Genomic DNA, 22,372 nt, shown 5'->3' with positions numbered 1-22,372 from the left:
CCCGCACGTGTCCGCTCCCAAATCCTCCTCCGCTGCGCTGATCCTCGCGGCCATCGGCGTCGTCTACGGCGACATCGGCACGAGCGTCCTCTACGCGGTCAAGGAGGTCTTCGGCCACGGCCACGTCCCGTTCACGATCGAGAACGTCTACGGCATCCTGTCGATGTTCTTCTGGACGCTGACGGTGATCGTCTCGCTGAAGTACGTGGTGCTGGTGCTGCGCGCCGACAACGAGGGCGAGGGGGGCCTGGTCGCGATGCTGGCGCTGGCCTCGCAGGCGGTGGTCGACAAGCCGCGCTTGCGGCGGGTGCTGCTGGTGGTCGGCATCTTCGGCACTTCGCTGTTCTACGGCGACGGCGTCATCACGCCGGCGATCTCGGTGCTGTCGGCGGTCGAGGGGCTGGAGGTGGTGTCGCCGCAGTTCCGCCACTACGTGATCCCGATCACCCTGGTCGTGCTGTTCGGGCTCTTCGCGGTGCAGAAGCGCGGCACCGCGGGCATCGGCAAGTTCTTCGGGCCGATCACGCTGGCCTGGTTCCTGGCGATCTCGGTGCTGGGCGTCTCGCAGATCATGAATCATCCCGAGATCCTCAAGGCGCTGAGCCCGCACTACGCGCTGCGCTTCATGTGGGACAACCCGGGCACCAGCTTCATCATCCTGGGCGCCACCGTGCTGTGCGTCACCGGCGCCGAGGCGCTCTACGCCGATCTGGGCCATTTCGGCAAGAGCCCGATCCGCATCGCCTGGTTCTCGGTCGTGATGCCGGCGCTCACGCTCAACTACTTCGGCCAGGGCGCGCTGCTGCTCGAGAACCCGCTGGCCGTGAAGAACCCCTTCTTCATGATGGCGCCCGAATGGGCGCTGCTGCCGCTGGTGCTGCTGGCCACCGCGGCCACGGTGATCGCCTCGCAGGCGCTGATCACGGGCGCCTTCAGCGTCACGCGCCAGGTGATCCAGCTGGGCTTCCTGCCGCGCATGAACATCGAGCACACCAGCGTGCGCACCGCGGGCCAGATCTACATCCCCTTCGTGAACTGGGGGCTGTTCGTGGCGATCGTGCTGGCGGTCGTGATGTTCCGCTCGTCGAGCAACCTCGCGGCCGCCTACGGCATCGCGGTCACGACCGACATGCTGATCACCACGGTGCTGACCTTCTTCGTGATCCGCTACGCCTGGAACTACCCGCTCGCGCTGTGCATTGCGGCCACCGGCGCCTTCTTCGTCGTCGACTTCCTGTTCTTCGCCTCCAACCTGCTCAAGCTGTTCGACGGCGGCTGGTTCCCGCTCCTGATCGGCGGCTCGATCTTCATGCTGATGCTGACCTGGAAGGAAGGCCGGCGCCTGATGGGCGAGACCCAGCTGGCCGAGGCGATCGACCTGCGCGGCTTCCTCGATTCGGTGTTCGTGAGCCCGCCCGCGCGCGTCGACGGCACCGCGGTCTTCCTGACCGCCGAGCCCGGCGTGGTGCCGAATGCGCTGCTGCACAACCTGAAGCACAACAAGGTGCTGCACGACCAGAATCTGTTCGTCACGGTGCGCAACCACGAGGTGCCGTGGATCCCGATGGAAAAGCGCATCGAGATGGAGCCGCTCGGCCACCACTGCTGGCAGGTGGTGGTGCACTACGGCTTCAAGAACGAGATCGACCTGCCGCGTGCGCTCGAGCATGCGCGCCTGCGCGGCTGCCAGCTCGAGCCGATGGCGACCAGCTATTTCCTCTCGCGCGACGTCGTGATCCCGACCCTCGGCAGCGGCATGGCGCCCTGGCGCGAGAAGCTGTTCGCGCAGATGCACCACAACGCGAGCGGCGCGGCGGACTTCCTCGGGCTGCCCAACAACGCGGTGGTCGAGCTCGGCTCGAAGATCGAGATCTAGCTTGTCGACGGCCCGCTTTCTGGACTCGACCGGCGCGGCCCGGCCCTTTCGCGGAACACCGCGGAACCGGCCTTGCCGGGCCGCTGGTGTTGCCCCCGGCAGGGGGTGGCCGCCCGACACGAAGTGCGGGCAACCTGGGGGCGAGCAATAGACATGCGTTTCTTCAAGGACCTGAGCCTCTCGGCCTTCACGGCCGGCTTCGTCGCGGTGCTGGTCGGCTTCACGAGCTCGGTGGCGATCGTGTTCCAGGCCGCGCAGGCCTTCGGCGCCACGCCCGAGATGATCTCGTCGTGGATGTGGGCGTTGGGAATCGGCATGGGGCTGGCCTCGGCGCTGCCCTCGCTGTGGTGGCGCAAGCCCGTGATGATCGCCTGGAGCACACCGGGTGCGGCCGTGCTCGCGGTCGCCGGCGCGGGCTTCTCGATGAACGAGGCGGTCGGTGCCTTCATCGTCTGCGCGCTGCTCATGACGCTCGCGGGCGCCACCGGTTGGTTCGAGCGCGTGATGAACCGGATTCCGATGGCGCTGGCCTCGGCGCTGCTCGCGGGCGTGCTGGCGCGCTTCGGCCTGCAGGCCTTCGTGGCGGCCCAGACCGCGCTGCCGCTGGTGCTGCTGATGCTCGGCTGCTATCTCCTGGGCCGGCGCTTCGCGCCGCGCTATGCGGTGCCGCTGACGCTGCTGGCCGGCATCGTGTTCGTCGCCGCGCGCGGCGAGCTGGCCTGGGGCGCGGTGCACTTCGACCTGGCGCTGCCGCTGTTCACGATGCCGACCTTCAGCTGGCAGGCGGTCGTGAGCCTCGCACTGCCGCTGTTCGTCGTGACGATGGCCTCGCAGAACCTGCCGGGCGTGGCCGCCATCCGCGCCGCCGGCTACGACCTGCCGGTGTCGAAGCTCATCACGATCAGCGGCCTCTTCACGCTGGTCCTGGCGCCCTTCGGCGCCTTCGCGCTCAACCTCAGCGCGATCACCGCCGCGATCTGCATGGGCCGCGAGGCACACGAGGACCCGGCGCGACGCTACACCGCGGCCGTGAGCTGCGGTGCCATCTACGTCGTGATCGGCCTCTTCGGCGCCGCGGTGACCGGCCTGCTCACGGCCTTCCCGAAGGAGCTGGTCGCCACCATCGCGGGCCTGGCGCTGCTCGGCACCATCGGCGGCGGACTGGCCGCCGCGGTGCGCGACGAATCGCACCGCGAGGCCGCGCTGATCACCTTCCTCGTGACGCTCTCGGGCGTCACGCTGCTGGGCATCGGCTCCGCCTTCTGGGGCGTGGTGGCTGGCGCCCTCGCGCTGGCCATCCAGCAACTGGGCCGCAAGAAGGCCGAGCCCGGCAAGGACATCGCACCTGCGTGCAAGATCAAGCAGGAAGAAGCCAAGGCCGCCACCGGAAAGAACAGCAAGTGAACATCCTCTTCGTCGCCGACCCGCTCGAGCAGTTCAAGATCTACAAGGACACCACCTTCTCGATGATGCGCGAGGCGCAGCGCCGCGGCCACGAGATCTCGGCCTGCGAGCCGCGCGATCTCGGCTGGCAGACCGGCCAGCCCGTGACCGGCCAGGTGCGCGACATCCGGCTCACGGGCAATGCCGATGTCTGGTTCACCGAGACGCCGCGCCGGCTGGCGCCGCTGCACGGCTTCGACGCCGTCGTCATGCGCAAGGACCCGCCCTTCGATGCCGAATACATCTATGCCACCCACCTGCTGGGCCAGGCGGAGCGCGAGGGCGCGGCGGTCGTCAACCGGCCGGCGTCGCTGCGCGAGCACCCCGAGAAGCTCGCGGTGATGGAGTTCCAGCAGTTCACGGCGCCGACGCTCGTGACGCGCGATCCGGCGGCGGTGCGCGCCTTCCACGCCGAGCACAGGGACATCATCCTGAAGCCGCTCGACGGCATGGGCGGCATGGGCATCTTCCGCGTGCGCGAGGACGGCCTCAACCTCGGCTCGATCACCGAGACCCTCAACAAGGATGGCGCCGAGACGATCATGGTGCAGCGCTTCGTGCCCGAGATCGCGGCCGGCGACAAGCGCATCCTGATCATCGCGGGCGAGCCGGTGCCCTTCGTGCTGGCCCGCATCCCGCAGGGCAGCGAGGTGCGCGGCAACCTCGCGGCCGGCGGCAAGGGCGTGGCCCAGCCGCTGTCGCCGCGCAACCGCGAGATCGCCGAGGCCGTGGGCAGCGCGCTGGCGCCGCGCGGGCTGCTCCTGATCGGGCTCGACGTGATCGGCGACTACGTTACCGAGATCAACGTCACGAGCCCGACCTGCTTCCAGGAGATCACCGAACAGACCGGCTTCGACGTGCCGGCCATGTTCGTCGATGCGCTGGAGGCGGAAGTGGCGCGGGGGAACTGATGGGTTGGAGACAGGGGAGAAACCGCTGCGCGGTTTCCTGGTCTGTCCCGCAAGGTTTCAGAAGTCCACGCTGGCGTTGAGCACGAAGGTGCGCGGCGCGCCCATCACGAGGTAGTTCGAGCCCGGGTAGCCGCCGGTGGAAGCCCAGTAGGCCTTGTTGAAGACGTTGTCGACGCGTGCGCGCAGCGTGAGCAGGCGGCCGTTGCCGATGTCCATCAGGTAGCGGGCGCCGAGATCGAAGCGGTTCCAGTCGGGCAGCTGCTGCAGGTTGGCTGCGTCGGCGTACTGCTTGGAGGTGTAGATGAAGCGGGCGTTGACGGCCAGGCCGCGCACACCCGGGATGTCCCACTCGGCGCCGAGGTTGAACTGCTGGCGCGGCACGCCGATCACGTCGTTGCCGTCGGTCAGGCCGCCTTCGGTGCGCTTCTGCTCGGCATCGAGCAGCGTCAGGCCGCCCAGCACGCGCAGGCCGCGCACCGGTTCGCCGAACACCGCGAGCTCGAAGCCGCGGTTGCGCTGCTCGCCGTTGTCGCCATAGACGCCGTTGACCACGAAGGACTGCGGCTTGGTGATCTCGAACACGGCCGCGGTCGCGCCGATGCCGGCGTTCTCGTACTTGACGCCGATTTCCTTCTGCTTCGAGACCGCGGGCGCGAACACCTGGCCGGCATTGGCGATCGGCTGGCCCGAGGCGGTGAACGAGGGTGCGACGTCGCCCTTGAGCAGGCCTTCGATGTAGTTGCCGTAGACCGAGATGTCCTTGGTCGCCCTGAACACCACGCCGGCCACCGGCGTGGTCTTGCTCTCGTCGTAGCTGCTGGTCTCGAGGCCCGAGTCGAAGTTGTAGCTGGTCTGCTCGATGGTCTGGCGCCGCGCGCCGATCGTGAGCAGCACCGTGTCCTGCGCGAACGACATCGTGTCGGCGATCGCGAAGCTGGAGGTCTTGGTCTTCTCGGTGACCTGGGGGCGGCTCAGGATGCCACCCGTGTAGAGGTTGGCGGGTGGCGGCAGCGAAGCCACCGGCGCGTAGATGTTGGTGAGGATCGTGCTGCCCGACATGCCGTAGGCGTTGCGTTCCTGATCGTCGTAGGCATTGGCCGAGGCGACCAGGTTGTGGCCGACCGAGCCGGTCCTGAACTTGCCGCGCACGCCGATCTCGCCGGTCGAGACCTTGTCCTCGCGCTCGTTGTCGAAACGATAGGCGCTGGCGCCACCGAAGACGTTGGTCATGGTCAGGTTGGCGACCGAATTCGATTCCTTGCCTTCGCGCATGCCGCCCGCGACCCAGCCGGTCACGTTGTCGTTGAAGTCGACCTCGCCGCGCACGGTGCCGAAGGTGTCGCGTTCCTTGGAGTAGGTCCAGGGCTGGGCGAAGTTGCTCTTGGCGTCGGGCGGCGTCGGGATCGGCAGGCCGAAGCCCGGCGTCACGCTCGGACGGCCCTCGGTGATCGTGTGGTCCTGGTAGCCGACGTCGGCCGACAGCCGGACATTGCGGCTGCGCCAGTCGATGCCGACGCCGACCGCGCCGAGTTCGCGCTTCTCGTCGTCGACGCCGGTGCCGCCGTTGCGGTAGACGCCGTTGAGGCGCACGCCGGTGCTTTCGTCGGGGCCGAAGCGGCGCGCGATGTCGAACGAGCCCGAGCCTTCACCGCCGCTCTGCACGCCGAGGCCGACGCGGGTCAGCGGTTCGTTGGGCGCCCGCTTGGGCACCAGGTTGATCGCGCCGCCGATGCTGCTGCCGCCGGGCGCAGCGCCGTTCAGGAAGGCGTTGGGGCCGAGCAGCACCTCGACGCGCTCGAAGAACTCGGAGGCGATGTACTGGCGCGGCAGCATGCCGTAGAGGCCGTTGTAGGCGATGTCGTCCGAGAACATCGGGAAGCCGCGCACCACGTAGAGCTCCTGGAAGTTGCCGAAGCCGCGGGCCTGGCGGATCGAGGGCGCGTTGAGCAGCACGTCGGCGACGCTCTGGGCCTGCTGGTCCTGGATCAGCTGGTTGGTGTAGGAGGTGATCGAGAACGGCGTGTCCATCAGGCTGGTGGTGCCGAGCAGGCCGACGCGCGCGCCGTTGGCGACCTGGCCGCCCGCGAAAGGCTTGGCCAGGCCCTCGGCCGAGGCGTCGGCGCTGGCCTCGACCGTGACGGTAGCGAGCGTGCCGCCCTGCGCTGCTGCGTCGGCGGCAGGCGCGGTCTGGGCGGCAACCACGAAGGCTTGCAGGGCCAGGGCGCAGGCGAGCGCGACCGGGCGCAGGGGAAGGCGATGAGGGGTCATGGGTCGATTTCTTTTTTCTTGCAAATGAGAACCGTTATTGTCCAGTTGACCGGCCGCACGCTGGTGGTGCGGCACGCCCAATGGTTCGGTTCCGTTGTTTTTGCCTCATACGGCGCCGGCGCTGCAGGGCGCGGCGCGAGGCCCTGCGGGCCGCTTCAGGCCTGCCGGCGGCCGTCGACGAACACGGCCAGTTCGTGCGGGGTAAACGCGGTCCACTGCTCGTTGGTCGTGAGCGGCGAGGTCACCACCACGGCCACCCGGTCGTCCGGCGTCGTGTGCTGGGCGAAATCGATGCTCAGGTCCTCGTCCGACAGCTCCGCGGTCAGGAAGGGATGGCGGCGTTCCACGTACCAGAGATGGGTCGAGGCATGGGCCCACAGCGCCTGCCCGTTGGACAGCATGAAGTTGAAGGTGCCGTGGGCCGCGAGCCGCGGTGCCAGTTCGCGCAGGGTCAGCGTGAGCTCTTCGACGCTCGGCACGCCGGCATGCGACTTGGCCAGTTCCTGCATCAGCCAGCAGAAGGCGTGCTCGCTGTCGGTGCTGCCCACGGGATGGAAGTTGCCGTGCAGGCGCGGCCGGAAATCCTTCAGGTCGCCGTTGTGCGCGAACACCCAGTAGCGGCCCCACAGCTCGCGCACGAAGGGGTGGCAGTTCTGGAGGTTGACCGCGCCCTGCGTGGCCTTGCGGATGTGGGCGATGACGTTGCGGCTCTGGATCGGGTAGCGCCGGATCAGTTCGGCCACCGGCGATTCGCAGGCCGGCTGGTGGTCGACGAAATGGCGCAGGCCACGGTCCTCGAAGAAGGCGATGCCCCAGCCGTCGGCATGGTGGTCGGTGCGGCCGCCGCGCTGGGCGAAGCCCGTGAAGCTGAAGGTCACGTCGGTCGGCGTGTTGCAGTTCATTCCGAGCAGCTGGCACATGGGGCTATTAGACCCGAGCCGCGGAATCGCTCAGTCGACCTCGGGCGGCGCCTTCACGCGCAGCTGCCAGGCGGCCAGGATCGCCAGCGCGCAGAGCGCGGCCAGCAGTGCGAACACTTCGTCGAACGCGGCCAGGCGGGCTGCGCTGCTGACCGGGTTGGTCAGCGAATCTCCATGCGCTGCGAGCCGCCACTCGAGGATGATCGCGCACAGGCTCACGCCGGCGGCGCCGCCCAGCATGCGCAGGAAATTGATCGCGCTGGCGCCCTGCGGAATCAGCGGCTTGGGCAGCGGCCGCATCGAGCCCAGGTTCAGCGACGGCAGGATGAAGCCGAGCCCGATACGCCCCACGATGGCGAAGATCACCAGCAGCCACAGCGCGCTGTCGAGCCGCAGGACCATCATGAGCGCGAAGGAGACGGCCAGCAGCAGCAGGCCGATGCTCACCAGCAGGTAGGTCGGGTGCCGGTCGGCCAGGCGGCCCACGCCGGCGATGGTGATCGCGAGCACGATGCCGGCCGGCAGCAGGATGGTGCCCACGTGCGAGGCCGACAGCTGCAGGCCGACCTGCATGTAGACCGGCAGCAGGTAGGTCGAGCCGAACAGCGCGGTGCCGTAGATGAAGGCCACGATGCTGCCCATCGCGAACTGGCGGTGCTGGAACAGCGCGAGGTTCATAAGCGGCGTGCCGCCCGCGGCCGCGTAGCGCTTCTGCCAGGCCAGGAAGGCGCCGAAGCCGGCGCCCGCGGCGGCCAGCAGCAAGCCGGCCTCGAGCGGCGAGTCGCCACGTAGCGCGACCAGGCCGTTCAGCAGGCACAGCGTGCCGAAGGTGCCGAGCGCGAGGCCGCGCCAGTCAAGCCCGCCGCTGCGCGCCGCGACCGCGCCGCCCGGCGCGGTGGTCGGCACGAAGCGGTAGGCCAGCGCGATCGAGGCGAGGCAGAAGGGCACCACCATGAAGAAGATCGAGCGCCAGCCGAAGAGATCGACCAGCACGCCGCCGATGCTCGGCCCGATCGCGGGCGCCAGCACGACGCCCATGCCGAAGATGCCGCTGGCGCGGCCCTGCTCGTGCGGCTCGAAGGCGCGCAGGATGATGATGGCCGGGATCGGCTGCACCACGCCGGCCGCCAGGCCCTCGGCAACGCGCGCGATCAGCACCAGCGAGAACGCGTCGGCGAGCCCGCCCAGCAACCCGCCGGCCAGGAGCAGCACCATGGTGCCCACGTAGGTGCGGCGGTAGCCGTAGCGCGACAGCAGCCACGGCGTGGTCAGCATCGACACGGTCATCGCGACCATGAAGCCGGAGCTGACCCACTGCGCGCGCTCCTGGCCGAGCGCGAAGTGGTGGCTCATGCCGGGAATCGCGACGTTGACGATGGTGGACGACATGATCGAGGCCATCACCCCCACCATGACCGACAAGAGCAGCAGCCAGCGGTAGCGCTCGCCGTAGCGGGCCCGGAGATCTTGCGGGGGAGGTGGGGTCATCGTGGAAAGTCGGCTCGAGCCGTCCTACAAGCATATCGGCGTTTGCGCCGCTGCCTTTCGGAAGCGGCCGCACTACGATGGCGCGCTCCCGTAGATACCGCCCGTTCGGACACGCCGCATGACCACGCAAAACGACAACAACGACACCACCGCCGATGCGTCCGCGGACGCCGACACCACCCTCGCCACCGAACTCCAGGCCCCCACGCTGAGCCGCGCCTACCAGTGCCAGTGCGGGCGACCGGTGTTTCTGGGCAACAGCCAGTGCCTGGCCTGCCAGACGCCGCTCGGCTACGTGATCGACCGGCTCGGGGTCATGCCGCTGGCACCGGCTGCCTTCGAGGGCGCCGAGCCCGGCACCTTCACGGTGTTCGGCGACGGCCAGGGCCGCGCCTACCGCTGCTGCGACAACCTCATGACGCCAGCCGGCTGCAACTGGATGGTGCCGGCGCCGCGCGAGGGCGACGACCCTTCCTTCTCCACGGCCGGGCTGGTGCCCGGCCTGTGCCTGTCGTGCAGCGTCACGCGCACCATTCCCGACCTCACGCTCGAGAGCAACGGCCGCCTCTGGCGCAGCCTGGAGCTGGCCAAGCGCAGGCTCATCTCGCAGCTGCTGGCGCTGGGCCTGCCGGTGGTCACGCGGCTCGACGACCCCGAGCACGGCCTGGCCTTCGACTTCCTGAGCAACGTGCCGGGCGGCCCGCACGTCATGACCGGCCACCAGATGGGCATCATCACGCTCAATGCCGAGGAGGCCGAGGACACGGTGCGCGAGCGCATCCGGGCCGAGATGCGCGAGCCCTACCGCACCCTGCTGGGCCACTTCCGCCACGAGATCGGCCACTACTACTGGGACTTGCTGGTCTATCCCACGCCGTGGCTCGAGGGCTTTCGCCAGCTCTTCGGCGACGAGCGCGACGACTACGGTGCCGCGCTGCGCAACCACTACGACAACGGCCCGCAGCCCGACTGGGCCAACCGCTTCGTGACGAGCTACGCGAGCTCGCATCCGTGGGAGGACTGGGCCGAGACCTGGGCCCACTACCTGCACATGGCCGACACCGCCGACACCGCGATGAGCTTCGGCGTCGATGCGCAGAACGTCGAGCTCGCGAGCGACCTGTTCGAGCTTTCCGACCTGTGGCAGCCCGAGCATCCGGATGCCGGGCGCTTCCTCGATTTCCTCAACGGCTGGGTGCGGCTCACCAATGTGCTCAACGAACTGTCGCGCAGCATGGGCCAGCCCGACTACTACCCCTTCGTGCTGCCGCGCACCGCGGTCGGCAAGCTGCAGTTCATCCACCAGGTGATCACCGAGCAGCGCGAGCGCGGCGGCCTGCCGGCGATGGCGGTGAAGCCGGAGGCGGCCGAAACCGTGGCGGCGCCGGCCGACGCCGAGCCCGCGCTGCTGCAGGACGCTCAGTCCTGAAGCGCGGCCTGCGCGGCGCAACGCGCGCAGATGCAGGCCAGACGCCGCTTGGCCTCGGGCACGCGGGCCAGCAGCGCTTCGCCGAAGTCGACCTCCATGCACCAGCAGGGCGGCTGGGCCTGGCCGGTTTCGCGCTCGACTTCGATCGCGCAGCGGTTCGACTCGCCGCACAGCGGGCAGCGCGAGGCATCGGGTGCGTCGGAAGGGGCTGCCATCTTCAGGCGAGTGCGAAAGGCGGCAGCTTCTTCGGCACCGCGATGTTGGCGAGCGTGACGTAGACCGGCAGGCCGTTGCGGTAGTCGGGGTAGTCCTCGCCCTGGATCAGCGGCAGCAGGTAGCGCCGGCCCTTGTCGCTGATGCCGAAGCCGTCGTCCGAGATGAGGTCGCGCGGCATGAACTTCTCGGCGTTCGCGACCTGGTCCAGCGGCGCCATGCCGATCTGCCAGGCATAGGGCTCGTCGGCGGTGCGCTCGATGGTCGGCATCACCGCGTTGCGGCCCTCGAGGGCGAGCTCGACCGCGCGCTCGCCGAGCGCATAGGCCTGCGCCACGTCGGTGGCCGAGGCGATGTGGCGTGCCGAGCGCTGCAGGTAGTCGGCCACCGCCCAATGGAACTTGTGGCCCAGGGCTTCCTTGACCATCTGGGCCACGACGGGCGCGGCACCGCCGAGCTGTGCATGGCCGAAGGCATCCTTGCTGCCCTGCTCGGCCAGGAAGGTGCCGTCGGGATGGTGGCTGCCTTCGGACACCACCACGGTGCAGTAGCCATGCTGCTTCACGAGCGCGTCGACGCGGGCAAGGAAGCGTGCGCGATCGAACGGGATCTCGGGGAACAGGATGACCACCGGGATGCCGAGGGATTCGACCAGGCCGCCCGCCGCCGCGATCCAGCCCGCGTGGCGGCCCATGACCTCGAGCACGAACACCTTGGTGGAGGTGGCCGCCATCGAGCGCACGTCGAGCGAGGCCTCGAGCGTGGACACCGCGACGTATTTCGCCACCGAGCCGAAGCCCGGGCAGCAGTCGGTCAGCGGCAGGTCGTTGTCGATGGTCTTGGGCACGTGGATCGCCTGCAGCGCAAAGCCCATCGACTGCGAGAGCTGGCTGATCTTGAAGCAGGTGTCGGCCGAGTCGCCGCCGCCGTTGTAGAAGAAGTAGCCGATGCCGTGGGCCTTGAAGACCTCGATCAGGCGTTCGTACTCGCGCCGGTTCTTGTCGAGCGACTTGAGCTTGTAGCGACAGGAGCCGAAGGCGCCCGCCGGCGTGCTGCGCAGTGCGGCGATGGCCGTGGCCGATTCCCGGGAGGTGTCGATCAGGTCCTCGGTGAGCGCACCCAGGATGCCGTTGCGCCCCGCGTACACCGTGCCGATGCGTGCCGGGTGTCGGCGCGCGGTCTCGATGACGCCGCAGGCCGAGGCGTTGATGACCGACGTGACGCCGCCGGACTGGGCGTAGAAGGCATTGGGCGTGGGCATGGGGCATTCTCACGCAGCAGGGCCCGGCCCGCCAGTGCGGGTATCAGGCCGGCGCCGGGCCGCCCCAAGGCGGCCTGCGGCCCCCTCGGGGGGCAGCGACCCACACGCAGTGGGGGAGCGTGGGGGCTCACCGCAGGCCGGCGCCGGGCCGCCCCAAGGCGGCCTGCGGCCCCCTCCGGGGGCAGCGACCCACACGGAGTGGGGGAGCGTGGGGGCTCACCGCAGGCCGGCGCCGGGCCGCCCCAAGGCGGCCTGCGGCCCCCTCGGGGGGCAGCGACCCACACGCAGTGGGGGAGCGTGGGGGCTCACCGCCCCGGCAGGCCCATCGCGCGCGTGATCACCTCTTTCATGATCTCGTTGGTGCCGCCGTAGATGCGCTGCACGCGGGCATCGGCGTACGCGCGCGTCACGGGGTATTCCCACATGAAGCCGTAGCCGCCGTGCAGCTGCAGGCATTCGTCCATCACCTTGCACTGCAGGTCGCTGGTCCAGTACTTGGCCATGCTGGCGGTCGCGGTGTCGAGCTTCTCGGCCATCAGCAGCTCGATGCACTTGTCGACGAAGACCTGTGCCACCTGCACCTCGGTCTGCAGCTCGGCGAGCTTGTAGCGCGTGTTCTGGTAGGCAGCCACGGGCTGGCCGAAGACCTTGCGGTCCTTCACGTAGGCGACGGTCTGGTCGATGATCGATTGCGACGCCGCCACCGCGCCGATCGCGATCTGCATCCGCTCCCAGGGCAATTGCTCCATCAGGCAGACGAAGCCGCGGTTCTCCTGCGCCGCGCCGCCGAGCAGGGCCTCGGCCGGCAGCCGCACGTCGTCGAAGAACAGTTCGGAGGTGTCCTGCGCCTTGAGGCCCAGCTTCTTGAGCCGCTTGCCCTTCTCGAAGCCCGGCGTGCCGCGCTCGACCAGGAACAGGCTGGTGCCCTTGGCGCCGCCGGCCGGATCGGTCTTGGCGACCACGATCACGAGATCGGCATGCCAGCCGTTGGTGATGAAGGTCTTGCTGCCGTTCAGCAGGTAGCTGCCGTCGGCCTGGCGCAGCGCGGTCGAGCGCACCGCCTGCAGGTCGCTTCCCGCGGAAGGCTCGCTCATGGCGATGGCGCCGATCATCTCGCCGCTCGCGAGCTTCGGCAGGTAGAGCGCCTTCTGCGCCTGGGTGCCGTAGCGCAGGATGTAGGGCGCGACGATCTCGCTGTGCAGCCCGTAGCCGATGCCCGTGAAGCCGCGCGCCCAAAGCTCCTCGAACTGGATCACCGAATAGAGCAGGTCGGCGTCCGCGCCGCCGTAGGCCTCGGGCAGGCCCATGCACAGGAAGCCGTTCTCGCCGGCCTTGTTCCAGACTGCGCGGTCGACGTAGCCCTGGTCTTCCCAGGCCTCGTGGAAGGGCGCGATCTCGCGGTCCATGAAGCGGCGGAAGCTGTCGCGAAAGGCCTCGTGGTCGGGGCCGAAAAGGGTGCGTTCGATCATCTCGCGGGCTTCCGGGTCAGCGCGGCGGGAAGACCGGTGCGCGCTTCTGCAGGAAGGCCGTCACGCCCTCGGCGAAGCTCGGCCTGCCGATCAGCTCGCGCTGGCGCTCGCTCTCGTAGTGCAGCTGCTCGGGCAGCGTGTGGCGCTCCGACTGCTCGATCGCGCGGCGTGCCTCCTGCACCGCATGCGCGGGCAGGCGGGCCAGGCGCTGCGCGATCCGGACCGCCTCGCCCTGCAGCAGCGCATCGTCGACCGCGGCCCAGATCAGGCCCCACTGCACGGCGGCTTCGGCGCCGAGCTTCTCGTCGAGCAGCGCCATGCCCATCGCCCGCGCGGGCCCGATGCGGCGCGGAATGAACCAGGTGCAGCCGAGGTCCGGCACGATGCCCAGCTTGGGCAGGAAGGGCAGGTAGAAATAGGCGCTGCGCGCCGCCACCACGATGTCGCAGGCCAGCGCCAGGCCGACGCCCGCACCGGCCGCCGGGCCGTTGACCGCGCACACCACGGGCACCGGCAGCGCGCGCAGCTGCTCGATCAGCGGGTTGCTGACCGACTGCATCCATTCGGCCGTGTGGTCGCCGAGCGACTGGCCCGCTTCGGGCTCGCGCATCGCGCTCAGGTCGGCACCGACGCAGAAGGCCTTGCCGGCCCCGGTCAGCACCACGGCGCGCACGCTGCCGTCGGTGCGCACGCGGGCCAGGGCCTCGCCGAGCTCGCGCTGCAGCTCGAGCGCGACCGGGTTGAGCTTGGCGGGCAGGTTGAGCGTGATCGTCGCCACGCCGTCATCGAGCTGGTACAGGATGGCCGGCATCTCAGAGCCTCTCGACGATCGTCACGTTGGCCATGCCGCCGCCCTCGCACATGGTCTGCAGGCCGTAGCGCTTGCCGCGCTGGCCGAGCGCGTTGACGAGCGTGGTCATGAGCTTGGTGCCCGATGCGCCGAGCGGATGGCCCAGCGCGATCGCGCCGCCGTTGACGTTGAGCCGGGCCGGATCGGCGCCCAGCTTCTGCAGCCAGGCCAGCGGCACGGGCGCGAAGGCCTCGTTGACCTCGTAGAGGTCGATGTCGTCGATCTTCATGCCGGCCTTCTGCAGCGCGCGCGCAGTGGCAGGGATCGGCGCCTCGAGCATGATCACCGGGTCGTGGCCCATCACGCTCATGTGGTGGATGCGCGCCAGGGGCTTCACGCCGAGTGCCTTGAGGCCGCGTTCGTTGACCACCAGCACGCCGCTGGCGCCGTCGCAGATCTGGCTTGCCGTGGCGGCGGTGCAGCGGCCGCCTTCGGCGATCAGCTTGACGCCTGCGATGCCTTCGAGCGTGGCCTCGAAGCGGATGCCTTCGTCGACCGTGTGCAGATCGCCGCTGGCGCTGCCGTCGGCCAGCCGCACCTCGACCGGCACGATCTCGTCGCCGAACAGGCCCTCGCGGCTGGCGGCGATCGCGCGGCGATGGCTCTCGAAGGCATAGCGGTCGAGCATGTCCTTGGTGAGGCCGTAGTTGCGCGCGATCATCTCGGCGCCGGTGAACTGGCTGAACTCGACGCCGGGGTAGCGCGCCTGCATCGCGGGGCTCATGTAGGTGCCGAGTCCGGCCTTGGCCGGCAGCGCATTGGGCGTGAACATCGGAACGCGCGTCATGCTCTCGACGCCGGCCGCGATCACCGCGTCCATGCTGCCCGACATCACGGCCTGGGCCGCGAAGTGCAGCGCCTGCTGCGACGATCCGCACTGGCGGTCTATCGAGGTGCCGGGCACCGATTCGGGCAGCTTCGAGGCCAGCACCGCGTTGCGCGCCACGTTGGTGGCCTGTTCGCCGACCTGGCTCACGCAGCCGAGGATCACGTCCTCGATCGCGGCCGGGTCGATGCCGCTGCGATCCACCAATGCGTCGAGCACGCGGGCCGCGAGGTCCACCGGGTGCCAGCCTGCCAGTTTGCCGCCGCGACGGCCGCCCGCGGTGCGCGCGGTGGCGACGATGTATGCCTCTGCCATGTCTGTCCTTCTTCCGTGAGTGAGGGCCCCGGAGTTCGGACGGCAAGGCGCCGCCGGGTCACGGCGGCGGCGGATGCGTCTTCCGTGGCCTGGAGCGTCGATGGTTCAACGCCCGGGCCGCAGGGTCAAGCCGGGGACATCCCGTGGAGCAGGGGCCACAGTCGCCAAGGCGACCGCGCGGCCGGCTGCGGCTGTGCAGCGAGCGAGAGCCCGGGTGCGCTGAAGCGCACGCAGGAGGGTTCGAGCGCGGCCACCAGCGCGCGCCGGTGAATGTCGCTGCGAAAGCGCTGGCCGGGTTCGAGGACGATGTCGCGCCGATCATGGTCGAGCGTGACCCAGACGGCGCCGCTGGTGCATTCGATGTCGACCTCGTGGGCGTCGGGGAGCGTGAAGACCGCCATCTTGGGCAGGCTGAGGCTCAGGCGTTGGGGGCGGGATGTCATGGTGGGACTCCTTTGCATTCTGTGTGGGAATGAATATAGTCACCGATCGTCTCCATGTCATACGGTCATTCGGAACTCATTGCATGCATCCAGAGAATGCGAAGCGCCTGCCGCACACGGCCGACCTGCCGCCGCTCGAGCTGCTGCGCAGCTTCGAGGCCGCTGCCCGCACGCTGAGCTTCACGCGGGCCGCGGCCGAGCTGTTCCTGACCCAGTCCGCCGTGAGCCGGCAGATCCAGCAGCTCGAGGCTGCGCTCGGCGTGCTGCTGTTCGAGCGCCGACACCGCGCCCTGGCGCTGACCGAGGCCGGCCGCGTGCTGCAGCGCGCCGTGGTCGACAGCCTCGAGCGCCTGCGCGACGCCACTGCGCGCGTGCGCAGCGCGCCGCTGTCGCGCCACGTGGCGGTGACCAGCACGCCGGGCTTCGCGTCCTTCTGGCTGATCCCGCGGCTCGCTCGCTTCACGGCCGACCATCCCGAGGTCGACGTGCGCGTGTCGGCGACGCTCGAGGTGCTCGATTTCGAGCGCAGCCGCATCGACGTCGCGGTGCGCTTCGTGCCGATCGCGCGGGGCACCGGCCCGGCCCTGTTCGAGGAGAGCGTGGTGCCGCTGTGCGCCCCGCAGATCGCCGCACGGCTGCGCGAACCGGCCGACCTGCCGGGCCAGACCCTGCTCACGATCGACGAGGCGGAACACGCGAGCACGCCCATGGTCGACTGGGGACCCTGGCTCCAGGTCATGGGCCTGACCGACCTGCGCATGAAGAACACGCTGCGCTTCACCCAGTACACCGATGCGGTGGCTGCCGCGGTCGCGGGCCAGGGCGTGGTGATCGGCCGGCTGCCGCTGGTCGGCGCACTGGTGCGCAGCGGCCAGCTGGTCGCCCCCTTCGGCGAGAGCGGCGTGGCCTCGCGCCGCGGCTACTTCGTCGACAGCTCGCGCCGGGCCGCGACCAACCCCGATGCGCAGGATTTCGTGCGCTGGCTGCGCGCCGAGGCCGAGGTCGCCGAACGCCCCTGAAGCCGCCCTGGGAGCGCCGCGATGCGAGGGCATTACAGTAGGCGCCATTCCGCGGCCGTCACGGCCGCCCGCTTTCGCTGACCCACCTGCCGATGAACCCGACCCCAGAGACACTCCCCGCAGCCGAGGCGCCCGCCGAATCTGCCGCTTCCGCGCCGACCGCCGTGCCGGAGCAGACGCCCCCTGCCGCGCCTGAAACCGCGCCCGAAGACACGTCCGAAGCCACGCCCGAAGCCGCCACTGCACCGCGCGAAGGCCGACGTGGCCGCCGCCGGCCGCGTTCGGGCGGCAGGGCCGGTGCCGACGCCAGGCCCGAGGCCGGTGCCGGTGCCGACGCGGCGCCCGGCGACGGCTCGGCCCAGGCGCCCGCCGGCGGCCCCGAATCGCGCCAGGGCCAGCGCTCGCGCGGCAAGGCCGGTGCCAATGCCGTGCTCGAGAAGCTGTTCACGCTCTACCCGAAGATGTTCGGCGCCCGCTTCCGCCCGCTCAAGCTCGGCGTCTACCAGGAGTTGCTGGCGCTGCACCCGGACGACTTCAAGAAGGAAGACCTCAAGATCGCGCTCGGCCTGCATGCACGTTCGACGCGCTACCTCGATGCGGTGGCGGCGGGTGACAAGCGCCACGACCTGAACGGCGTGCCGGTCGAGGACGTCGCGCCCGAGCATGTGCATCACGCGATCCTGGAGGTGTTCCGGCGCCGCCAGGCGCGCACGCAGGAAGACCTGCGGCCGAAGCTGCGCGCCCGCCTCGTGGACGCCATCGAGGCCTCGGGACTCACGCGCGAGGACTACGTGCTGGCCGTGCGCACCAGCGACGAAATCACCAACGCGGTGCTCGACGAGGCCTTCGCCGAGGTCGGCGCGCGCACCGCCAAGCGCGAGGCGCTGCAGCGCGCCTTCGAGGCCAGCGGCCGCAGCGTGGCGGAGTTCGCCGAGATGTACGGGATGGACCCGCGGGAAGTGGCGCGAACCCTGAAGTAGCTATAGCGGCTGCGCGACAAAGGAAAAACGGCGCCCAGGGCGCCGTTTTCCGATTCAAGGGAACGAAAGGATCAGGCCGTGCCCGCCTTGACCTTCAAGCGCCAGGCGTGCAGCAGCGGCTCGGTGTAGCCGCTGGGCTGCTCGATGCCCTTGAACACCAGGTCCTGCGCCGCCTTGTACGCGGCCGAGGTCGCGAAGTTGCCGGCCATCTTCTGGTAGAGCGCATCGCCCGCGTTCTGCGCGTCGACCACCGCCGCCATGCGCTCGAAGGTGGCGTTGACCTGGTCCCTGGTCACGATGCCGTGCAGCAGCCAGTTGGCGATGTGCTGGCTCGAGATGCGCAGCGTGGCGCGGTCTTCCATCAGGCCGACGTCATGGATGTCGGGCACCTTCGAGCAGCCGACGCCCTGGTCGACCCAGCGCACCACGTAGCCCAGGATGCCCTGCACGTTGTTGTCGAGCTCCTGCTGGCGGTCGGCTTCGCTCCAGTCGGCCTTGGGCGCCACCGGCACCTGCAGCAGGCCGTTCAGGATGTTGTCGCGCTCGGCGTTGGCGTCGATCTTCTCGAGTTCCTTCTGCACGTCGGCCACGCTGACCTGGTGGTAGTGCAGCGCGTGCAGCGTCGCGGCGGTGGGCGAAGGCACCCAGGCGGTGTTGGCGCCGGCCTTGGGATGGGCGATCTTCTGCTCGAGCATCGCGTGCATCAGGTCGGGCATGGCCCACATGCCCTTGCCGATCTGGGCCTTGCCGCGCAGGCCGCACGAGAGGCCGACCAGCACGTTGTTCTTCTCGTAGGCCTGGATCCACGGCGTGGCCTTCATGTCGCCCTTGCGCAGCATCGGGCCGGCCTGCATCGCGGTGTGCATCTCGTCGCCGGTGCGGTCGAGGAAGCCGGTGTTGATGAAGGCCACGCGCGCGGCGGCCTCGGCGATGCAGGCCTTGAGGTTGATGCTGGTGCGGCGCTCCTCGTCCATGATGCCCAGCTTGACGGTGTTGGCCGGCAGGCCCAGCACATTCTCGACCGCGCCGAACAGCGCGCTCGCGAAGGCGACCTCGGCCGGGCCGTGCATCTTGGGCTTGACGATGTAGACGCTGCCGGTGCGCGAGTTGCCGCGGCGCTTCAGGTCGACGGTCGCGATGGTGGTCGTGATGACCGCGTCCATGATGCCTTCGGGAATCTCCTTGCCGTCGGCGTAGAGGATCGCGGGGTTGGTCATCAGGTGGCCGACATTGCGCACGAACATCAGCGAACGGCCGTGCAGCTTGACCGGCTGGCCGTCGGCGCCCGTGTATTCGCGGTCGGGGTTGAGGCCGCGCGTGAAGGTCTTGCCGCCCTTGGCGACTTCCTCGGTCAGCGTGCCCTGCAGGATGCCGAGCCAGTTCGAATAGGCGAGCACCTTGTCGGCCGCGTCGACCACCGCCACCGAATCCTCGAGGTCGAGGATGGTCGACAGCGCCGCTTCGAGCACCACGTCGCTGACGCCTGCGGCATCGCTCTTGCCGATCGCGGTCGAGCGGTCGATCTGGATGTCGAGGTGGATGCCGTTGTGCTTGAGCAGCACCGACTTCGGCGCCGCCGCCTCGCCGGTGTAGCCGATGAACTGCGACGGGTCCTTGAGGCCGGTGCTGCTGCTCTGCAGCGCCACGACCAGCTTGCCATGCTCGACCTTGTAGCCGGTCGCCATCTTGTGCGAGCCGTTCTCGAGCGGCACGGCCTGGTCCAGCACGTTGCGCGCGAACTCGATCACCTTGGCGCCGCGCGCCGGGTTGTAGCCCTTGCCCTTTTCCGCGCCGCCGGTCTCGGGGATCGCGTCGGTGCCGTAGAGCGCGTCGTAGAGCGAGCCCCAGCGCGCGTTGGCGGCATTGAGCGCATAGCGTGCATTGAGGATCGGCACCACGAGCTGCGGACCGGCCTGCAGTGCGAGCTCGGCATCGACGTTGGCGGTGGTGGTCTGCACGTCCTTGGGCTGCGGCAGCAGATAGCCGGTCGACTCGAGAAATGCGCGGTAGGCCGGCATGTCGGTGATCGGGCCCGGATGCGCCTTGTGCCAGGCGTCCATCTCGGCCTGCAGGCGGTCGCGCTCGGCCAGCAGCGCCACGTTCTTCGGAGCGAATTCGCTCACGATGGCGTCGAAGCCCTTCCAGAACACGTCGCTGGCCACGCCGGTGGCGGGCAGGACCTGCTGTTCGATGAACTGGTGCAGTTCGGTGGCGACCTGGAGGCCGTGGACGGAGGTGCGGGCGGTCATGGGTTCTGTTCTCCTGGAAGGAATGCGTGCAAGCGTGCTACTTTATTCCATACTTCACTGATCAGTATTTACCGGGATTGGGTTTAATCAGTGACCTGAATGATGGTAATTCGCGGAATGGGATCGAGAAAAGGCCTGCACCGCCGGCGTGCGCGACGAGGCGCCGCCTGGCATCCGCTGCAAGCTTCAGACCCGGCAGGCATGCCGGACCTCCATCTTGCAGCCGCGACGCCCAGGCGACAATTCCGAGCGCAAAACCTGGAGACAACCGATGGCATCCGAGCCCGAAGTGCTGATCAGCGAGGTCGGCCCGCGTGACGGCCTGCAGTCCGTGGCGGCCACCATGCCCACGGCGCACAAGCTGCGCTGGATCGATGCCCTGCACGCTGCGGGGGTGCGCGAGATCGAGGTCGCATCCTTCGTGCCGGCGCGGCTGCTTCCGCAGATGGCCGATGCCGCGGAGGTGGTGCGCCACGCGATCACGCTGCCGGGCCTCGTCGTGATGGCGCTGGTGCCGAACCGGCGCGGCGCCGAGGCCGCGCTCGCGGCCGGCGTCCACAAGCTGACGATGCCGGTGTCGGCCAGCGCGGCCCATTCGCTGGCCAACGTGCGCAAGACGCGCGAAGAGATGGTCGAGGAGGTGCGCGCCATCTCCGAGCTGCGCCATGCGAGCGCGCCCCACGTGAAGCTCGAGGCCGGCATCTCCACCGCCTTCGGCTGCACGCTGCAGGGCGAGGTGCCCGAGGACGAGGTGATCCGGCTCGCGGTGCAGTGCGTGGCCGCGGGCGCCGACGAGTCCGGCCTGTCGGACACCGTCGGCTACGCCAACCCGGCCCAGGTGCGGCGTCTCTTCAGGCGCCTGCGCGCCGAGCTCGGCGACAAGGCCGGCGCCGCCCACATGCACAACACGCGCGGCCTGGGCCTGGCCAACTGTCTCGCGGCCTACGAGGAGGGCGTGCGCACCTTCGACGCCTCGCTGGGCGGCCTCGGCGGTTGCCCCTACGCGCCGGGCGCCTCGGGCAACGTCGTCACCGAGGACCTGGTCTTCATGTTCGAGGCCATGGGTGTCGCCACCGGCATCGACCTCGAACGCCTCATCGCGGCGCGCGCGCCGCTCATCGCGGGCCTGCCGAGCGAACCGGTCTACGGGATGACGCCCGAGGCCGGCCTGCCCAAGGGCTTCCGCCAGGAAAAGTTCCATGTCTGAAACCAGGCCTCCGTTGCCCTACGCGGGCGTGCGCGTCGTCGAATTCACCCACATGGTGATGGGGCCGACCTGCGGCATGCTGCTGGGCGACCTCGGCGCCGAGGTCATCAAGGTCGAGCCGATCGATGGCGACAACACGCGCCGCCTGCTCGGTTCGGGCGCCGGCTTCTTCCCGACCTTCAACCGCAACAAGAAGAGCATCGCGCTCGACCTCAAGCAGCCCGCCGGCGTCGAGGCCGCATTGCGGCTCATCGCGACCGCCGACATCGTGAGCGAGAACTTCAAGCCCGGCACGATGAAGAAGCTGGGCCTCGATTACGAGACGCTGCGCCAGCGCGACCCGCGCCTGATCTACGTCAGCCACAAGGGCTTCCTGCCCGGTCCCTACGACCATCGCACCGCGCTCGACGAGGTGGTGCAGATGATGGGCGGCCTGGCCTACATGACCGGCCGCGCGGGCGATCCGCTGCGCGCGGGCACCAGCGTCAACGACATCATGGGCGGCATGTTCGGCGCCATCGGCGCCATGGCCGCGCTGCGCCAGCGCGAGCAGACCGGCGAGGGCTGCGAGGTCCAGTCGGCGCTGTTCGAGAACAACATCTTCCTCGTGGCGCAGCACATGATGCAGTTCGCCGCCACGGGCCGCGCCGCCGACCCGATGCCGAGCCGCATCTCGGCCTGGGGCGTCTACGACGTCTTCACCGTGAAGGACGGCGAGCAGATCTTCCTGGCGGCCGTCAGCGACAAGCAGTGGGCGATCTTCTGCAAGGCCTTCGGACTCGAGCAGATGCTGGCCGACCCGCGCCTGGCGACCAACAACGACCGCGTGCTCGCGCGCGACTGGATGATGCCGCTGCTGCGCTCGCATGTCGCGGGGCGCAGCGCGGCCGAGCTCAGCGAGGTGTTCGAGCGCAACGAGCTGCCGTTCGCACCGATCACCCGGCCCCAGGACCTGTTCGACGACCCGCACCTCAACGCCACCGGTGGCCTGGCGCCGGTGCGCATGAACGACGGCAGCCGCTCGAAGGTGCCGCTGATGCCCTTCACGCTCGGCGGCGAGCGCCCGGGCATACGGCTGCAGCCGCCGCTGCTGGGCGAGCACACCGTCGCACTGCTGACGGAAGCCGGCTACGACGCGGCGCAGATCGACGCGCTCAGGCGCCAGCGCGTCGTCGCCGGCGATCCGGACCAGCCTGCCTGACGGC

18 protein-coding genes are annotated in these 22,372 nt (G+C 69.5%); 8 read left to right on the top strand and 10 right to left on the bottom strand.

Annotation, left to right across the window (positions count from 1 at the left end; genetic code table 11):
- The first annotated feature begins 7 nt into the window (after window positions 1-7).
- The 3 genes from QTH87_RS16310 (at window position 8) to gshB (ending at window position 4,230) form a co-directional block, all read left to right on the top strand.
- Window positions 8-1,876: a potassium transporter Kup gene (locus tag QTH87_RS16310; protein WP_286610598.1), complete on the top strand. Its 1,869-nt coding sequence runs from the start codon at window positions 8-10 to the stop codon at window positions 1,874-1,876.
- 153 nt (window positions 1,877-2,029) lie between these two features.
- Window positions 2,030-3,280: a benzoate/H(+) symporter BenE family transporter gene (locus tag QTH87_RS16305; protein ID WP_286610596.1), complete on the top strand. Its 1,251-nt coding sequence runs from the start codon at window positions 2,030-2,032 to the stop codon at window positions 3,278-3,280.
- Window positions 3,277-4,230 carry a glutathione synthase gene (gene gshB, locus QTH87_RS16300; protein ID WP_286610594.1) on the top strand — a complete coding sequence of 318 codons (954 nt, stop codon included), beginning with the start codon at window positions 3,277-3,279 and terminating at the stop codon, window positions 4,228-4,230. The genes QTH87_RS16305 and gshB overlap by 4 nt, the downstream gene beginning before the upstream one ends.
- Before the next feature lie 57 nt (window positions 4,231-4,287).
- On the opposite strand, the gene QTH87_RS16295 is transcribed toward gshB, so the two are convergent.
- The 3 genes from QTH87_RS16295 to QTH87_RS16285 all read right to left on the bottom strand — a co-directional run bounded on the left by QTH87_RS16295 (window position 4,288) and on the right by QTH87_RS16285 (window position 8,906).
- Window positions 4,288-6,498 carry a TonB-dependent receptor gene (locus tag QTH87_RS16295; RefSeq protein WP_286610592.1) on the bottom strand — a complete coding sequence of 737 codons (2,211 nt, stop codon included), beginning with the start codon at window positions 6,496-6,498 and terminating at the stop codon, window positions 4,288-4,290.
- A gap of 155 nt (window positions 6,499-6,653) precedes the next feature.
- On the bottom strand, window positions 6,654-7,418 hold the full coding sequence (locus QTH87_RS16290) for a class II glutamine amidotransferase (protein ID WP_286610591.1): 765 nt from the start codon (window positions 7,416-7,418) through the stop codon (window positions 6,654-6,656).
- Window positions 7,419-7,448: 30 nt separating this feature from the next.
- Window positions 7,449-8,906, bottom strand: a complete 1,458-nt coding sequence (locus QTH87_RS16285) for an MFS transporter (protein ID WP_286610589.1) — start codon at window positions 8,904-8,906, stop codon at window positions 7,449-7,451.
- Between the two features lie 118 nt (window positions 8,907-9,024).
- On the opposite strand from QTH87_RS16285, the gene QTH87_RS16280 reads away from it, so the two are divergent.
- Window positions 9,025-10,335: a zinc-binding metallopeptidase family protein gene (locus QTH87_RS16280; protein WP_286610587.1), complete on the top strand. Its 1,311-nt coding sequence runs from the start codon at window positions 9,025-9,027 to the stop codon at window positions 10,333-10,335.
- Here the strand turns inward: QTH87_RS16280 and QTH87_RS16275 are convergent.
- From QTH87_RS16275 to QTH87_RS16250, 6 genes are all read right to left on the bottom strand, one after another.
- A complete protein-coding gene (locus QTH87_RS16275; protein ID WP_286610586.1) occupies window positions 10,326-10,550 on the bottom strand; it encodes a cysteine-rich CWC family protein in 225 nt (74 codons plus the stop codon). The two genes, QTH87_RS16280 and QTH87_RS16275, sit on opposite strands and share 10 nt — an antisense overlap.
- Before the next feature lie 2 nt (window positions 10,551-10,552).
- On the bottom strand, window positions 10,553-11,809 hold the full coding sequence (locus tag QTH87_RS16270) for a 6-phosphofructokinase (protein WP_286610584.1): 1,257 nt from the start codon (window positions 11,807-11,809) through the stop codon (window positions 10,553-10,555).
- Window positions 11,810-12,114: 305 nt separating this feature from the next.
- The gene (locus tag QTH87_RS16265) at window positions 12,115-13,278 is read right to left on the bottom strand and encodes an acyl-CoA dehydrogenase family protein (RefSeq protein WP_286610582.1); all 1,164 of its coding nucleotides are present in this window, start codon (window positions 13,276-13,278) and stop codon (window positions 12,115-12,117) included.
- Between the two features lie 16 nt (window positions 13,279-13,294).
- Window positions 13,295-14,089: an enoyl-CoA hydratase-related protein gene (locus tag QTH87_RS16260; RefSeq protein WP_286610581.1), complete on the bottom strand. Its 795-nt coding sequence runs from the start codon at window positions 14,087-14,089 to the stop codon at window positions 13,295-13,297.
- Between the two features lies 1 nt (window position 14,090).
- On the bottom strand, window positions 14,091-15,269 hold the full coding sequence (locus tag QTH87_RS16255; RefSeq protein WP_286610579.1) for an acetyl-CoA C-acetyltransferase: 1,179 nt from the start codon (window positions 15,267-15,269) through the stop codon (window positions 14,091-14,093).
- A gap of 125 nt (window positions 15,270-15,394) precedes the next feature.
- Window positions 15,395-15,712 (bottom strand): DUF2917 domain-containing protein, encoded by a 318-nt coding sequence (locus tag QTH87_RS16250; protein ID WP_286610577.1) that lies wholly within the window; start codon window positions 15,710-15,712, stop codon window positions 15,395-15,397.
- Between the two features lie 83 nt (window positions 15,713-15,795).
- Between QTH87_RS16250 and QTH87_RS16245 the strand changes: the two genes are divergently transcribed.
- Window positions 15,796-16,731, top strand: coding sequence for a LysR substrate-binding domain-containing protein (locus tag QTH87_RS16245; protein WP_286610576.1), 936 nt, complete (start codon window positions 15,796-15,798; stop codon window positions 16,729-16,731).
- Window positions 16,732-16,823: 92 nt separating this feature from the next.
- The gene (locus QTH87_RS16240; RefSeq protein ID WP_286610574.1) at window positions 16,824-17,711 is read left to right on the top strand and encodes a ProQ/FINO family protein; all 888 of its coding nucleotides are present in this window, start codon (window positions 16,824-16,826) and stop codon (window positions 17,709-17,711) included.
- A 71-nt stretch (window positions 17,712-17,782) separates the two neighbouring features.
- On the opposite strand, the gene QTH87_RS16235 is transcribed toward QTH87_RS16240, so the two are convergent.
- Window positions 17,783-19,960 (bottom strand): malate synthase G, encoded by a 2,178-nt coding sequence (locus QTH87_RS16235; RefSeq protein WP_286610573.1) that lies wholly within the window; start codon window positions 19,958-19,960, stop codon window positions 17,783-17,785.
- 271 nt (window positions 19,961-20,231) lie between these two features.
- Here QTH87_RS16235 and QTH87_RS16230 point away from each other — a divergent pair, with 271 nt between their 5' ends.
- Window positions 20,232-21,167, top strand: a complete 936-nt coding sequence (locus QTH87_RS16230) for a hydroxymethylglutaryl-CoA lyase (RefSeq protein WP_286610570.1) — start codon at window positions 20,232-20,234, stop codon at window positions 21,165-21,167.
- Window positions 21,160-22,368 (top strand): CaiB/BaiF CoA transferase family protein, encoded by a 1,209-nt coding sequence (locus QTH87_RS16225; protein ID WP_286610568.1) that lies wholly within the window; start codon window positions 21,160-21,162, stop codon window positions 22,366-22,368. The genes QTH87_RS16230 and QTH87_RS16225 overlap by 8 nt, the downstream gene beginning before the upstream one ends.
- Window positions 22,369-22,372: the final 4 nt, after the last annotated feature.

This window comes from Variovorax jilinensis (genome assembly GCF_030316885.1).
In the GTDB taxonomy this organism is placed as follows: Bacteria; Pseudomonadota; Gammaproteobacteria; order Burkholderiales; family Burkholderiaceae_C; genus Variovorax; species Variovorax jilinensis.
The sequence above is the reverse complement of the archived record's forward strand: the minus strand, read 5'-3'. Positions and strand labels throughout refer to the sequence as shown.

Coding starts and splice junctions, on each gene's coding strand:
- QTH87_RS16260 (WP_286610581.1), bottom strand. CDS start 14,089: ATGCCGGCCATCCTGTACCAGCTCGATGACGGCGTGGCGACGATCACG.
- QTH87_RS16295 (WP_286610592.1), bottom strand. CDS start 6,498: ATGACCCCTCATCGCCTTCCCCTGCGCCCGGTCGCGCTCGCCTGCGCC.
- QTH87_RS16250 (WP_286610577.1), bottom strand. CDS start 15,712: ATGACATCCCGCCCCCAACGCCTGAGCCTCAGCCTGCCCAAGATGGCG.
- QTH87_RS16255 (WP_286610579.1), bottom strand. CDS start 15,269: ATGGCAGAGGCATACATCGTCGCCACCGCGCGCACCGCGGGCGGCCGT.
- QTH87_RS16230 (WP_286610570.1), top strand. CDS start 20,232: ATGGCATCCGAGCCCGAAGTGCTGATCAGCGAGGTCGGCCCGCGTGAC.
- QTH87_RS16280 (WP_286610587.1), top strand. CDS start 9,025: ATGACCACGCAAAACGACAACAACGACACCACCGCCGATGCGTCCGCG.
- QTH87_RS16225 (WP_286610568.1), top strand. CDS start 21,160: ATGTCTGAAACCAGGCCTCCGTTGCCCTACGCGGGCGTGCGCGTCGTC.
- QTH87_RS16305 (WP_286610596.1), top strand. CDS start 2,030: ATGCGTTTCTTCAAGGACCTGAGCCTCTCGGCCTTCACGGCCGGCTTC.
- QTH87_RS16285 (WP_286610589.1), bottom strand. CDS start 8,906: ATGACCCCACCTCCCCCGCAAGATCTCCGGGCCCGCTACGGCGAGCGC.
- QTH87_RS16240 (WP_286610574.1), top strand. CDS start 16,824: ATGAACCCGACCCCAGAGACACTCCCCGCAGCCGAGGCGCCCGCCGAA.
- QTH87_RS16245 (WP_286610576.1), top strand. CDS start 15,796: ATGCATCCAGAGAATGCGAAGCGCCTGCCGCACACGGCCGACCTGCCG.
- QTH87_RS16270 (WP_286610584.1), bottom strand. CDS start 11,809: ATGCCCACGCCCAATGCCTTCTACGCCCAGTCCGGCGGCGTCACGTCG.
- QTH87_RS16275 (WP_286610586.1), bottom strand. CDS start 10,550: ATGGCAGCCCCTTCCGACGCACCCGATGCCTCGCGCTGCCCGCTGTGC.
- QTH87_RS16235 (WP_286610573.1), bottom strand. CDS start 19,960: ATGACCGCCCGCACCTCCGTCCACGGCCTCCAGGTCGCCACCGAACTG.
- QTH87_RS16290 (WP_286610591.1), bottom strand. CDS start 7,418: ATGTGCCAGCTGCTCGGAATGAACTGCAACACGCCGACCGACGTGACC.
- QTH87_RS16265 (WP_286610582.1), bottom strand. CDS start 13,278: ATGATCGAACGCACCCTTTTCGGCCCCGACCACGAGGCCTTTCGCGAC.